Raw genomic sequence first — 14,415 nt, 5'->3', positions numbered from 1 at the left:
ATTATCCTTTTGTAGTATGCACAAAAACGCCATTAAATGAAGCCGGTGGAAACGCTATGTAATGCGAACAACGTTCGCAGTAAATAGTATAAATGGCTTCATTGGTTTTGTTTTCTCTTTTTTGTAACGCTTCAAAGCAAGAAAGAGCCTCAGAAAAACGGGCTTCTTTGTAAAGTGCAATTGCTTCATGGTGGAGTGTGAGTTCTTCGTGAAGTTCTTCATAGCTGACATTGTAGAGTGGTTCTTTTTGAGGCGTGTCAAAGTCATGGATTTGCCATACTTCAACAGGTTCACTTTTACCTTTTACGGTTACTAAATCTAAGAAGCGAAAGATATAAGAGCCCTTCAATAGGGATTTTGTGAAATTTGAAATCGTAAGATGAGAGTTGTAATATTTACATAAAGATTCCAAACGAGAACCTAAATTAATTGCATCGCCGATGACAGTATAATCGCTTCGGCTACTTGTACCCATCTCTCCCACAATGGCAAGCCCTGTATTGATACCAATACCAATGTCGATGATAGGGACAGTTTTTGCTTCTGACATAGAAACGATTTGCGCAAATTCAGGATTTGTTTTAAGTAAAGCATTGAGTTTTGGGAGATAATGAAGTTGTTCTAAGGCTGCGCTGACAGCTTTATCTGCATGGTTTTCGATACTGAGTGGTGCATTCCAGTATGCCATAATCGCATCGCCAATAAACTTATCGACGGTTCCTCCTGCGCGAATAATGATTTGACTCATAGGGTCCATATAAGCGTTCATAAGGTGAATCAGGTGCTTTGGAGCTCCTGCCGCTTCTGAAAGAGCTGTAAAGTTGCGAATATCAGAGAAAAAGATGGTAATCTCTTTTTCAACACCTTCTAGAACATCGTTGTTGCTTGAGAGAATATTGTTCATAACAGCAGGGCTCACTTTGCTTGCAAATTTGTGTTTCACAAGTTCTTTTTGCCTGATTTCAAGAAAATAGTTAATGGCTTGTCCAATAATAAAAAGTATATTGATGGCTACAAGCGGTAAGATAGTGTTAAATAACACCCCTTGATAAATCATACTATAGTAATGTATGAAAATAATACAAAGATTCAATACAACCAATGCAATAAAGCTAAACAAAGCACTTGGAAGCAATAAAATCGCTAGTGTGATGAAACAGACCACAAAAAGACTAATAATATCTACACCAACAGTCCAAATAGGCTTTGCGATATAGTCTTGGTGTAAAATGTTATCGATCGCATTTGCATGTACTTCCACTCCTGCATAAACGCTCTCAAAAGGAGTACTTCTAAGATCAAGCAATCCTGCGGCAGATGTTCCAATTAAGACAATTTTATCTTTAACTTGAAGAGGATTGATATGATTGTTATAGACATCAACAGCTGAAATATACTCATAACTGTGCTGGCTTCCACGATAATTCACCATCAAACGTCCATAAAAATCGGTAGGAATGATATGCTCTCCAATTTCAATTTGAGAAACTCCACGTTCATCATAAACAATGTTGATCTTCTTTTCACCTAATGCGATGCGTATCATTTCAAGACTAAGTGAAGGGTACAGTACACCATCGTATTCCATCACCAATGGAATACTACGTACAATGCCATCGTTGTCAGGAATAGTGTTAAAATAGCCACTTGAATAAGCTTTTTGCTGTATAAGGGGTATGTTTAAAATGGCACGATAGGGCTTGATAAGAGAGGAGTGTGCGGGACGCTCATGTTCTATAATGATTGCGGCAGATTTAGGATGTCCTTCAGGTTCTATAAAATCTGGTGTGAGTGCAAAAACATAACCCATAACGGTGGGTGTTTGTGTGATGGTTTGAGCAAGAATAGCATCGTAATCTGGGAGATTTTCATAAGGAAGTCCAAACTGTTTTAAGATGTGTTGAGGGGAACTGTTATCTGCTTCCGCAAACACAACGTCCAAGCCGATAATCGCTGCACCAAAATCAGAAAGGTTTTGCAGCAGTTTGGCAACTTTATCTCTGCTCCAAGGCCATTGTCCTAAAGTTTTAAGACTCTTTTCATCAATATCAACGATAACAATATTATCATCTCCCATGATTTCACCTCTACTTTGTAGCATCAAATCTTTGATTTTATATTCAAAGGGCTGCCAAAAAGGGCTAAAATGGAAGTAGCCTGCAACGCAGCTCCCTATAACCATAAAGGTGAAAAGAAGCTGTGTTAGGCTTTTTCGCATGTGTTAAAATGTCCACATAATACTAGCAAGCGCATTGATTTTATCATAGTCATATGGATCGTGGTTAGAACGATTGTCACTGTACATAATACTCATACCCAGCGAGAGATTTTTTTGAAGGGTATAGCCAAAAGAGAGCTCATATTGGTCTTTGTCATCTTGACGTTTGGTTAAGAACAGGGTATCAACATCATCATAATCGGTTGAAGTGTGCGTATAACTAAGCGCACTTCGGAATGTTTTAGTGAATTCTTTTGAAAGATCCAGTCCGTATTTCCACTCTTTGTTTTGTACATCTGTTCGAATGGATTCTACCTCTTTGTTAATGCCATAACTTGTGTGAAGAGCTAGCGCAAAGAGATTATCACCAATAACACGTCGATAATTTGCAAAAAGTAGATGTGCATTGACATCATGTGTCTCTTCATTGTAGTAACCACGTTTAAAGCTATATCCACCTTCAATCTGAGAGAGTGGATCGATGAGGTAACTGTTTGTGATACCAGCACCTACATTATAGAGGTATCCTCTTCCATCGATGTACACACGATCAAACGTGAGAGGTAATGAAACTTTGTAGTCGTTTTCACTCCATGTTGGTGCAGAGGAGAGCGAGAGCAATACGAGATTGTTTTTGCTTGATTGAGAATAGAGCTTGTCATACGCGACAAAGCTATTTTCTAAACTCCATCCTCCTCGTTCACCAAAGTCATAACTGTGGTTAAGAACAAATGTTGAGAAGCCATAACCATCTTTCTTTTTTTCATTGCCTGAGAGAGGAATGTTAAGAGATGGAAGTGTGAACTCTTTGATACCAATATCGTTGTTGACGTTACTGTCATACCCACCACCTACGATAAGTGCTCCTGCAATTTTATGTGGATTCCGACGTTCATTGATTTGGCGCTTAAATGCAGTTGCAACATCTCGTATATCGTTTGGAAGTTGTTCGTTAAGCACTATATCGAGTTCTGTTTGTGCTAATTCTAGTTGCTGTCGCTCAAAGTAGAGACGTGCTAGTTCAAGGTGTGTGCGTGTATGTTTTGGATTGAGTATCAGTACACGATCAAATGCCGCTATAGCCTCATCATAGTGGCGTAACTCTAAAGCACATCGTCCCACAAAAAAATTGATTTCAGCACTAGCGGGTGTTTCCTCAAAAAGTTTTTCAAACAAAGGATATGCTGTTGCGAAATCCCCTTGAGTATATGCTTTTTGCGCTGAATCGTAAAGTTCTTTAGAAGAGATGTCTTGTGCAAGCAGGTGTGTTCCTAGCAGTGCAATCGCTACAATATGTGAAAGTTTCATTATTTTACCGCCTTAAAAACACCTATAGCTGTTTGCGAATCAGCTTTTAATTTAAATGTTCCACCTACTGCTTGTGCAGAAGACCCATAGAATTGACCTTTAACGAAAGTTATGCTTGAGTTTGGAACTGCATCATTGACCGAAATAGTTCCCTCAGCAGCAGTAAAGCCGACTCCTGATATTCCTGTACTAAATAGGGATGTTGACCATACTTGAGGGGTTGTTTGGCTAGTTTGGAATCGTATAGTTCCATTACTAAGGCTACCATTACCTCCTCCAAAATTAAAATTCAGGACAATAGCATTATTGTTTGTTGGATCAATAGTGTAGGTGTTTGTTCCATTCGTTACAGAGCCAATAACATGACCATTATAAGTGTAATCTACGTTTGAGCCTGCTTTTAAGTTTTGAATAACACTCTCAGCGGTAACTTCTTTTCCAGCAACCCAGTAGTTTGTTGTTGCCATTAACTTGGTATCATCATTGGTTTTCATAGACCAATAACCCCATGATACATAATCATTAGTATACGTATTTTCAGTTTGCAACCATCCTTTATATGCATCAAAATCTTTGATTGAAAATTCATTGCTATTTTTATAAGTCATCGTTGAACTGTTAGTCGTTTTTATTAAAGATAGAGGTATCGGATTATCGAGTCCTTCATGATTAAGCATGATCGTTCCACTAGAAATACTGTCATTATTAGTATTAATGCTAAATGTCAGCGTATCTTGGATATTTGTAATTAGATCATTAGAAAAGTATTGAGATGTTGTTAAACCATTAAATGTAATAGTTCCCTGATGAGCAGAAGCTGATTGCAAGGTTGGTTTAAAAACAGGATAAAAACTATCGCTGTAGCTATCTACTTGATTTGTAAAGTTTGTGTATGTAGATGTTTGTTGACTAGTTTGCATTGCTTGTTCTGCTAGATTTGGAACAGGTGGAAGTGAAGGCGGCGGCGGAGAAGGTTGCGGTTGCAAAGCGCCACCATGCATCGAATTGATTAATGAGGGGCTTAATACAACAGGTGGTGCAGGTGGTTGTCCCATGGAAACCGTTGTTTGAAATCCTTGTGAAATGACGACAGAGCCATAAGCATTTGACACTACAATTTGCCCTGAGTTACAGCCAATAGTATCAGGTAAGAGCACAATATTTCCACCGATATTGGAGTTTCCTCCCACTTGACCTGAAATAATTGTTCCACGAATACCAATAGTTGCTGTTTTGGTCTCTAGATTAAAATTCTCAGGTGCTTTTTTACCTATTTCACCCGTAATGCTTTTAAATGTTCCCTGATTGAATTTGAATTTTGCTTTGGGTTGTTGCGCATCGTTGAGGTATTCTTGAATATCCAAGACGCTTGAACTACCCAATGTAATGACCGTCTTGTCTTCAAATGTGAGTTGGATTTGACTGTTATTGGCTGTAAAAATCGTATCACGCTCTTCAATAGAAGCATTAGTTGTAAGTTGAATGGTTTGGTTGTTTCTTGATGCTGTTGCATCGCCTTTAAGTAAGGAAACTTTACCGATAGATGCCCAAGCTTGCGTGCTTAAAAACAAGCACATAAAAATACCTAAATGCCCCCATTTAGACATGTGTAACCCCTCATTATGAGTATTATTAGATATTTTATGAAAAGATTTCTTAAACTATTATTGGCAGTTCTGATCAAGCGTTAGTGACAAACATGAAACAGTCATTTTTTAGGCGTAGCAGAGTATAATTTTTAGAAAAATAGTGGACATCTCAACGCACATGATTGCAAAACATATCAAAGAATTTTCCAAAAACGCCCATAGTTATGATGCTTATACCTCTTTACAGCAAGAGATAGCACACTATTTAGTCTCACAGATTCACTCTAAACCTAAAAAAATTTTAGATTTAGGATGCGGAAGCGGTGCTGTTTTTAAACAAATCTCTTGGGATATAGAGCATTTTTTGGGTGTAGATAGTGCGCAAAGCATGTGTGAACTTCATCCTAAAAATGAAAATGTTTATATTGTTTGTGAAGACTTTGAATCTAAAACCCTTTGCTCACAATTACAAACATCATACGATTTATTGATTTCTTCTTCTGCTCTGCAATGGGCAAAAGATATTGAAGCACTCGTCGCTCAATTCTCTCTTCGTTGTAAAGAGGGAGCATTTGCTATTTTTACCGATAAAACATTTGAATCTATTTATGCTATGAGCGGGCTTACAACTTTTTTACCCAACGCAAAAGCATTGATAGCTATGTTTGAAACGTATTTTTCATGTCACTATGAAGTCAAAACATTTCGCCTCTTTTTTGATGATAATCTTTCCAAATTCCGCTACATCAAAAAGAGTGGAGTGAGTGGCGGGGAAAAACGTTTAAGCGTTGCTCAAACCAAAGCATTGATTCAAAATTATCCGCATGAATACCTCGAATTTGAGGTTCTTTTTCTTTGGGGTAAACCAAAGAGCTTCTAAAAGGTCAATAAAATATAACCAAAATTTATACAACACCTTCAAAATAGTTATTTAAACTTAAATATAAAAATTGATAATCTACTGTTTTTTTTAACCAAAATTTGTAATTTATGCTATAAAAAGTTTATAAAAATTTACTTTTATGCGCATAATGCATGAAAAAATGATCTATTTTACCTCTTTTTAAATCCCCTTAAATAGGGCATTTACTGCAAATTTATACTTTTTGGATAATTTTTTTTACCTTTTGTAAGTTCTTTCTAAGATAGTTGCTTTACAATGGTTATATCAAGACGCACTTTTAGACTTCGTTTTGAGGTGTGAAACTTAAAGGTAAAAGATAACAAGGAGACACGATGAAAGTAGAGATCTCACGAAGGAGATTTCTTCAAGGTAGTGTGGCGATGTCAATCGCAGGTGGAGTGAGCCTAAGTTCCTCTTCCATTATGGCGAGCGCTACAAAACCAGCCAAGAAAGTTGGCAATGAAGATAAAAAAGTAGCAACACTCTGTGAAATGTGTGTTAATAAATGTGCTGCCATTGCTCATGTACGCAATGGTGTTGTTGAAAAACTTGATCCAAATCCACTTTTTCCAAAATCACGCAATATGCTTTGTGCACGTGGAAATGCAGGTATTAAGGCACTGTACGATCCAGACCGTCTGAAATATCCTCTTATTCGTGATGGAGAAAAAGGTAGTGGTAAGTTTAAGCGTGTCAGTTGGGACGAAGCTTATGCTTACATTAATGAAAAACTCACCAAAATTTTAGATGAAGAAAAAGATAATCGCTCAACCGTAGCTTTCTGTGCAGGTGAAGGTATCGCAGAGCATACGTTTAAAAGCTTCTTTACGATGTTCGGTTCTTCTCACTTCTTAAACCATGCAAGTCTTTGTTTAGCAACAACTGTTTCAGGCTATTCTTTAACCATTGGTGGTTACGGTCAATCTGATCTTGATAATGCTAAATATGTCATTATGGCAGGAGCAAATCGTGCAGAAGCGATTGTGACACCTGATACAATGGACTTTTTCAAACGTACCAATGGTAGAGGTGCAAAACTCATCACTGTTGATCCTCGTTTTACCAATACAGCCGCTAAAAGTGATAAATGGTTGGCGATTAACGTAGGAACAGACTTAGCATTTGTACTAGCATTAACCTATGTTGTTATTAAAGAAGAGCGTTACAATAAACCATTTGTTGAAAATTATTTCAATGGATTTGATGCCTATAAAGAGCATATTTTAAGTAACAACTATACGCCAGAATGGGCTGAAAAAATTACAGGTATTAAAGCGGCAGATATTTACCAAGTTGCGCGTGATTTCATGGCGCATGCACCTCAAGCGATTTATTATCAAGGTCGCCGTACAACATGGTCTAAAAATGACTTCCAACTTCGCCGTGCTCAAGCAATTTTTAGCGCACTTGGTGGAGGTGTTGATATAAAAGGCGGTATCTGTTTTGGTAAGAGCTTACCATTGGTAGAGCATGATGCGGTTGCTCCAATGTACGCACAAGCAAAACCTCGTATCGAAAAAGATGAAGCAGCGGTAGTTGGCGGTTCTGGTTCATGGGTTGCATTTAGAAATATGGTTTTAGAAAATCGTAGTCCATATCCAATCCGTGCGCTCTTTAACTACAAACACAACCCGATGCAAAACATGCCAAACAATAAAAAAACCGAAGAGTTCTTGAAGAAATTGGATCTTATTGTGACCATTGACACTATGCCAAGCGATACCGTGATGCTCAGCGATGTCATTTTACCTGAGTGTACCTACTTAGAGAGAACAGACCCTGTCGTTTCGTATGGTGGTATTGAGCCTTCTATCGCTCAGCGTAATAAAGCGATTGATCCTATGTTTGAAACGAAACCAGTCATGGAAATTATGAGAGGCTTGAGTACAAAACTCTCTAAGCCACTCTTTGAAATTACCAAAAAATATGACGAAGATGTGCAAATGGCGATTGAAGATGATGGCGAAGAAAAAGTCTATGCAGATTTTGATTTGACGAAGCCATTTATGCACGATCAAGAAGAACTCAATGCACATGCTGTTGCAAAATATGAAGGTGCAGCTGCAATCCTTAAAGAGAAGGGTGTTTTCTATCCAAATATGAATGAGTATTTCAAAAAATTGGGTGTGAACGAGTATGAGTACTATCCAGAGCACAAACGTGCGTATTCTGTAAGAAACAATAAATTTGCAACCCCTTCAGGCAAAATTGAATGTGCAGTACCTGCGCTTGCTAAAAAAGGAATCGACGCGATGCCTACATGGAAAGCGGAATATGAGATGGCAACACCTGCAGGTAAATTTAGATTTATTACAGGACGTCATGCACAATTCACCCAATCAGGAACTGCCAATAATCGCCTACTTCTCAACTTAGTCCCACAAAATTACGCGTGGATTAACAAACGCGTAGCAGATAAAATGGGTATTAAATTTGGTGATAAATTAGAAGTCTCCAGCAAAGTGGGTAAAACAACGATTAAAGCGTATCCAACAGAGAAAATTGGACCAGATACACTTTTCTTTGTACATGGATTTGGTGTGTACTCCAAAGCACTCTCTTTGGCTTATAACAATGGCGGCAATGATGCAGCTATTTTAGAAGATGGCATTGAGCCGATGCACGGATCATCTTGTCTTCATGACACTATTGTAGAAATTAGAAAGGTTTAATTATGGCACGTTATGGAATGGCACTTAACTACAAAAATTGTATTAATTGTAGAGCATGTGAAAGTGCGTGTAAAGAAGAAAATGGTGTTTTACTCCTCAAAGATCATTATCGTATCTGGGTAGGTGTGAAAGAAGCAGAAGGACAATTCCCAAATATTTCTATTGCTTCACAAACATATCATCCAAGTCAATGTCAGCATTGTGATAATGCACCGTGTCAACAAGTGTGCCCAACCAATGCAACATACTATGGCAAAGATGGTATGGTTATGGTTGATCCAAATAAATGTATTTTATGTACGTATTGTATCAATGCGTGCCCGTATGATGCGCGTTATGTTGACCAGCGAACCATGACGGTTGATAAATGTACATTCTGTTCAGACACGCGTTTAGCAGCAGGTGAAACCACCACAGCATGTCAAGCAACCTGTCCGACAAAAGTAAGGGTCTTTGGTGACTTGGATGATCCAAACAGTGAGATTTCTGTCCTTCTTGCCAATAAAGAGTACCGTCAAGTGAAAGAGCACTTGGGTACTAAACCAAAACTATTTTATATATTGTAGGAGTCTAAGATGAATACCATCTCTTTGAAAAAACTCTTTTATTTTGAAAAAACACCACTGAATTTAGTGATGGCATTTGTGACAGTTGCTTTAGTTGCAGCTTTTTTTGCAGGTGCCGTGAATTATATATTACATGGCCACCATGCGTATAATGTTACAAGACAACATCCTTGGGGACTTTTGATCTCGATGTATGTTTTCTTCGTCGTATCAAGTACGGGTCTTTGTATTATCTCTTCTATTGGACATGTTTTTGGTATTGAAGAGTTCAAACAAATTGGTAAACGTGCTATTGCAGGTGCGATTATTACGATTAGTTCTGGTTTTGCAGTTATTGGCTTAGAAATTGGTCATCCTATTACTATGCTCATTTACAATGTTTTAACTCCAGGTTTAACCTCTGCTATTTGGTGGATGGGAACACTTTATGGACTTTATCTTACATTTATTTGTTTAGAATTTTTCTTTTTAGCGATTAAAGAGAACCACACACTCTCTAAAATCTTTGGAGTCTGTGGACTTTTAGTAGGTCTTGCAGCACACTCAAATCTTGGAGCGGTCTTTGGCTTTTTAGTCTCTCGCCCTTCAGCAAATGGTGTTTTCTATCCAGTTTATTTCATCCTTTCTGCGATGATCACTGGATGTTATTTGATTTTCTTGATGTATGGTTTTCGCTATAAAATGAACTTTCCTGAGAAAGTTGCTATAATGCTTGTAAAGCTTGGAAAAATTTTAGGAATGCTTTTAGCAGTACTTATTTTCTTTGAGGCATGGAAAATTTTAACAGCACTTTATGGTGATATGCCAGAGCGTGCAGCAACTATTTTACATGCGATTAAGCACCCTAACTTTTGGTTTGGTGAGTTGACATTAGGTATGTTGATCCCATTTGTGGTGATTTTACTCAGTAATGCAAAAGCGATTAAAGCAACCGTTTATGCTTCTATCGCTGGTATGGTTGGTATTTTCTTTATGCGCTATGGTTTGGTTCACGATACACTTTTGTATCCTATGCGAACACTTAAAATTAGCGAGTATGAGTTGCCTCCGACCTTTTTAGAATATGTTCCTTCAGTTACAGAGTTTGCCATAGGTCTTGGCGGTATTGGGCTTTCACTTTTAATGTATTATCTTGCTGATAAGATATTTAATTTGGATGAAACAAGTCATCATTAACATTGAGTTATAAACTTCAAAAAGGAGATCGCTATGAAATTACGAGTTTTCGCAAGTAGTGTCATTGTTGCTGGATTGTTACTCAGCGGATGTACAACACAACCAGAAGCAACAGGAAGTACACCAAGTGCAAAAGTACTTACTGAGCCAACAGCACATGTTAAAGGCTTAATTGAGAAGTTTAAACTAGAAAATGTGGATTATGCTTATGTCAAAGCAGCTATTGGGAATGGAACAAGAGATGGTGCGAAAGCACTTCTTATTGATGCACGTCCTAATCCAAAATATTTAGCAAGTACAATTCCATCAAGTATCAATATTCCCGATACACAAATTGACAAGTTTATTGGTCAATTGGATAAAGTCGCTAAAGATAAAGAGATTATTGTATTTTGTGGTGGATGGGATTGTGAGAAAAGCCCCATCGTTGCAGGACATTTAAAAAGCAAAGGCTTTATGAATGTAAAATTATATCAAGCAGGTGAGCCAGAGTGGATAAGTAAAAATTATCCAGAAATTGGTTTACCAGCAGTTCAAGCACTCTTTAAAAACAATAGTGCCGTTTTCATGGATGCAAGACCATATGCTAAATATATGGCAGGAACAATCCCAGGTGCTGTTTATATGAGTGATGAAGAAATTGATAAACTTAAAGGTCGTTTGCCTGCAGATAAAGCAACACCGATTGTAAGTTTCTGTGAGGGTTATAGTTGTGCAAAATCACATAACTTAGCTAAAAAGCTTCAAGAATTTGGTTACCAAAAAATTAGTGTTTACGCTGGTGGCTATCCAGAATGGAAAGAGGCAGGACAACAGACCACAGCAGGTGGCGCTAAAAAAGTAGAAACAGCTCCAGCACCTAAAAAAGATGCTTTTGTTGAAGGTATTAAACTCGGCGAAGATGAAGGAACGGTTGATGGTGAGTGGTATAAAGCACTCATTGTAAGCGATAAAATTCCTGCAAATGTAGCTGTTATCGATGTTAGAACGGCTGGGGAATTTGCCAATGGGCATATTAAAGGTGCTATCAATATCGAAGCTGGTAAAATGAGTGCAACAGAGTTTGCAGCTAAACTTCCAAAAGGAAAAGTTGTTATTATGAACTGTTCTGCTGGTGGAAGATCAATGGAAGCTTTCTTAAAACTCAAAGATGCAAAAGTTGATGTCAGTAAAATATTCTATTTTGATGCCAACATTAAATGTGATAAGAGCGGTAAGTGTGATATTAAAGTGAATGAGCCTTTAGGTTAATTCACTTTATCGATAAAATGCAAAAAAGGGGCGAGAGGATGAAAATCCTCCGCCCCTTTTTTTATGCTTGTTTGAAAGCTTATTCGTCGCGTGAGCCAAAAATTCCAAGAATTTGAAGCAATGAGATAAAGAGATTTAAAAAGTCTAAATAAAGAGCAATAGCACCCTCTATTGGTGTTTCATAAGCACCTCTAATGATGTTTTGTGTATCGTAAAGAATAAAAGCGCTAAATAAAATAGAGCTGATACCTGCAATGGCTAATTGAAGAATTGGGCTGTGGAAAAAGATGTTAATAATTCCAGCAACCACGATGACAATTAATGTGATAAAGAGCATTTTACCCATTGCAGAAAAATCTCTTTTTGTATTCATTGCAAAGACTGAAAGTCCGCCAAAAGCTACTGTTGTCAAAATAAATGCATTCGCAACAATACTAGCGCCTCCAGGCATGCCTAACGTATGTGAAAGTAGGGGCACGATGGTTAGTCCACTCACAAATGTAAATCCAAAAAGAAGTATCATGTTGATACCGGCTTTTCTTTTGAATGCATATAGTCCAAATAAAAAGACAAACTCTAAAATGACGAGTCCCCAGTACCAAGAAGTAATGGCTTTTGCCATACCAATTCCTACATATGCGCCAGCACTTGCAGCAAGCAGTGAGGCTGCAAACAGTTGATAGGTCTGTTTAATGAAAAGTCCTAATGAACTCTCATTGATCCCAGCATGCTCATAGGCACTCTCATGTGAGTGTTGTTGTATGTAATTTCTGTCATACAGTCCCATGTTATTCTCCTTTTATATATTTAATAACCGAGTTAATCAAAATGCATTCTATCAAATTCGAAAGAAAGAATGCAATTTTTGAGAGATCTATTATATGGAAAGAGAGTAAACAAAAAATTAATCATATTGAGAGAAATAAAAAAACTATTCAAATTATCTTCTCGTTTAACCTTTTTATAAGGAATGAGGATATATAATTCTCCTCCCATTTGAGAGAACGGGGTTTAAGAGAACGGCCCAAAGTTGGGGATTTGCGTTCAAGTTCATTAACAATTTAACAATGTCAAATTCAATCTTTGAAATCTAAATAAGCGACCTTAGCCAGGACGCAAATAAAGTAAGAGATTATCAACTCTTCGCAAACAAAGAGATAAGTCAAATGAAGAACACTTCATAAAAATTTTATGGAGAGTTTGATCCTGGCTCAGAGTGAACGCTGGCGGCGTGCTTAACACATGCAAGTCGAACGGATGAAATAAGCTTGCTTATTTCGTTAGTGGCGCACGGGTGAGTAATGTATAGCTAACCTGCCCTTTAGTGGGGGACAACAGTTGGAAACGACTGCTAATACCCCATATTCCTTCTTATCACAAGGTAAGTTGGGAAAGATTTATTGCTAAAGGATGGGGCTTTATGGTATCAGCTAGTTGGTGGGGTAACGGCCTACCAAGGCTATGACGCCTACCTGGTCTGAGAGGATGATCAGGCACACTGGAACTGAGACACGGTCCAGACTCCTACGGGAGGCAGCAGTGGGGAATATTGCACAATGGAGGAAACTCTGATGCAGCAACGCCGCGTGGAGGATGACGCATTTCGGTGTGTAAACTCCTTTTATAAGGGAAGATAATGACGGTACCTTATGAATAAGCACCGGCTAACTCCGTGCCAGCAGCCGCGGTAATACGGAGGGTGCAAGCGTTACTCGGAATCACTGGGCGTAAAGGATGCGTAGGCTGGAAATCAAGTCGAGAGTGAAATCCAACGGCTCAACCGTTGAACTGCTCTCGAAACTGGTTACCTAGAATATGGGAGAGGTAGATGGAATTGGTGGTGTAGGGGTAAAATCCGTAGATATCACCAGGAATACCGATTGCGAAGGCGATCTACTGGAACATTATTGACGCTGAGGCATGAAAGCGTGGGGAGCAAACAGGATTAGATACCCTGGTAGTCCACGCCCTAAACGATGCACACTAGTTGTTGCGATGCTAGTCATTGCAGTAATGCACTTAACAGATTAAGTGTGCCGCCTGGGGAGTACGGTCGCAAGATTAAAACTCAAAGGAATAGACGGGGACCCGCACAAGCGGTGGAGCATGTGGTTTAATTCGAAGATACACGAAGAACCTTACCTGGGCTTGATATCCTAAGAATCCTGTAGAGATATGGGAGTGCTAGTTTACTAGAACTTAGAGACAGGTGCTGCACGGCTGTCGTCAGCTCGTGTCGTGAGATGTTGGGTTAAGTCCCGCAACGAGCGCAACCCTCGTGATTAGTTGCTAACAGTTCGGCTGAGCACTCTAATCAGACTGCCTTCGCAAGGAGGAGGAAGGTGAGGACGACGTCAAGTCATCATGGCCCTTATGCCCAGGGCTACACACGTGCTACAATGGCTAGGACAAAGAGAAGCGATACTGCGAAGTGGAGCAAATCTTAAAACCTAGTCTCAGTTCGGATTGGAGTCTGCAACTCGACTCCATGAAGCTGGAATCGCTAGTAATCGTAGATCAGATATGCTACGGTGAATACGTTCCCGGGTCTTGTACTCACCGCCCGTCACACCATGGGAGTTGAATTCACCCGAAGCCGGAATACTAAACTAGTTACCGACCACGGTGGGTTCAGCGACTGGGGTGAAGTCGTAACAAGGTAACCGTAGGAGAACCTGCGGTTGGATCACCTCCTTTCTAGAGTATATGAGACACTATCTCACAATGGTGT

General features: G+C 38.8%; 9 protein-coding genes and 1 rRNA gene. 6 read left to right on the top strand and 4 right to left on the bottom strand.

All coding sequences use genetic code 11. The features are described 5' to 3' along the window. Nucleotide 1: 1 nt before the first annotated feature. From UCH001_RS12980 to UCH001_RS12970, 3 genes are read right to left on the bottom strand one after another with little or no spacing between them, the layout of a single operon-like run. Entirely contained in the window at nucleotides 2-2,218 is a 2,217-nt protein-coding gene (locus UCH001_RS12980; protein ID WP_067178405.1) for a CHASE2 domain-containing protein, read from the bottom strand. A 3-nt stretch (nucleotides 2,219-2,221) separates the two neighbouring features. Continuing rightward, nucleotides 2,222-3,526: a tetratricopeptide repeat protein gene (locus tag UCH001_RS12975; protein ID WP_067178404.1), complete on the bottom strand. Its 1,305-nt coding sequence runs from the start codon at nucleotides 3,524-3,526 to the stop codon at nucleotides 2,222-2,224. Further along, nucleotides 3,526-5,133 carry a FecR domain-containing protein gene (locus tag UCH001_RS12970; RefSeq protein ID WP_067178403.1) on the bottom strand — a complete coding sequence of 536 codons (1,608 nt, stop codon included), beginning with the start codon at nucleotides 5,131-5,133 and terminating at the stop codon, nucleotides 3,526-3,528. The genes UCH001_RS12975 and UCH001_RS12970 overlap by 1 nt, the downstream gene beginning before the upstream one ends. A gap of 142 nt (nucleotides 5,134-5,275) precedes the next feature. On the opposite strand from UCH001_RS12970, the gene UCH001_RS12965 reads away from it, so the two are divergent. From UCH001_RS12965 to UCH001_RS12945, 5 genes are all read left to right on the top strand, one after another. Further along, the gene (locus UCH001_RS12965; protein WP_231963940.1) at nucleotides 5,276-5,995 is read left to right on the top strand and encodes a methyltransferase domain-containing protein; all 720 of its coding nucleotides are present in this window, start codon (nucleotides 5,276-5,278) and stop codon (nucleotides 5,993-5,995) included. Between the two features lie 356 nt (nucleotides 5,996-6,351). Continuing rightward, nucleotides 6,352-8,691, top strand: coding sequence for a molybdopterin-dependent oxidoreductase (locus UCH001_RS12960; RefSeq protein ID WP_067178402.1), 2,340 nt, complete (start codon nucleotides 6,352-6,354; stop codon nucleotides 8,689-8,691). A 2-nt stretch (nucleotides 8,692-8,693) separates the two neighbouring features. Beyond that, on the top strand, nucleotides 8,694-9,257 hold the full coding sequence (locus tag UCH001_RS12955) for a 4Fe-4S dicluster domain-containing protein (RefSeq protein ID WP_067178401.1): 564 nt from the start codon (nucleotides 8,694-8,696) through the stop codon (nucleotides 9,255-9,257). Nucleotides 9,258-9,266: 9 nt separating this feature from the next. Next, nucleotides 9,267-10,433, top strand: a complete 1,167-nt coding sequence (gene nrfD / locus UCH001_RS12950) for an NrfD/PsrC family molybdoenzyme membrane anchor subunit (RefSeq protein WP_067178400.1) — start codon at nucleotides 9,267-9,269, stop codon at nucleotides 10,431-10,433. Between the two features lie 33 nt (nucleotides 10,434-10,466). Further along, nucleotides 10,467-11,684 (top strand): rhodanese-like domain-containing protein, encoded by a 1,218-nt coding sequence (locus tag UCH001_RS12945; protein WP_067178399.1) that lies wholly within the window; start codon nucleotides 10,467-10,469, stop codon nucleotides 11,682-11,684. Between the two features lie 79 nt (nucleotides 11,685-11,763). On the opposite strand, the gene UCH001_RS12940 is transcribed toward UCH001_RS12945, so the two are convergent. Continuing rightward, nucleotides 11,764-12,471, bottom strand: coding sequence for a Bax inhibitor-1/YccA family protein (locus UCH001_RS12940; RefSeq protein WP_067178398.1), 708 nt, complete (start codon nucleotides 12,469-12,471; stop codon nucleotides 11,764-11,766). Between the two features lie 401 nt (nucleotides 12,472-12,872). Here UCH001_RS12940 and UCH001_RS12935 point away from each other — a divergent pair. Further along, a 16S ribosomal RNA gene (locus tag UCH001_RS12935) occupies nucleotides 12,873-14,381 on the top strand. Nucleotides 14,382-14,415: the final 34 nt, after the last annotated feature.

The organism is Sulfurospirillum sp. UCH001 (assembly GCF_001548035.1).
Lineage (GTDB): Bacteria > Campylobacterota > Campylobacteria > Campylobacterales > Sulfurospirillaceae > Sulfurospirillum.
Note: the sequence above shows the minus strand (reverse complement) of the source record. Positions and strands in the feature narration are given on the sequence as shown.

Coding starts and splice junctions, on each gene's coding strand:
- UCH001_RS12975 (WP_067178404.1), bottom strand. CDS start 3,526: ATGAAACTTTCACATATTGTAGCGATTGCACTGCTAGGAACACACCTG.
- UCH001_RS12945 (WP_067178399.1), top strand. CDS start 10,467: ATGAAATTACGAGTTTTCGCAAGTAGTGTCATTGTTGCTGGATTGTTA.
- nrfD (WP_067178400.1), top strand. CDS start 9,267: ATGAATACCATCTCTTTGAAAAAACTCTTTTATTTTGAAAAAACACCA.
- UCH001_RS12940 (WP_067178398.1), bottom strand. CDS start 12,471: ATGGGACTGTATGACAGAAATTACATACAACAACACTCACATGAGAGT.
- UCH001_RS12960 (WP_067178402.1), top strand. CDS start 6,352: ATGAAAGTAGAGATCTCACGAAGGAGATTTCTTCAAGGTAGTGTGGCG.
- UCH001_RS12955 (WP_067178401.1), top strand. CDS start 8,694: ATGGCACGTTATGGAATGGCACTTAACTACAAAAATTGTATTAATTGT.
- UCH001_RS12970 (WP_067178403.1), bottom strand. CDS start 5,133: ATGTCTAAATGGGGGCATTTAGGTATTTTTATGTGCTTGTTTTTAAGC.
- UCH001_RS12980 (WP_067178405.1), bottom strand. CDS start 2,218: ATGCGAAAAAGCCTAACACAGCTTCTTTTCACCTTTATGGTTATAGGG.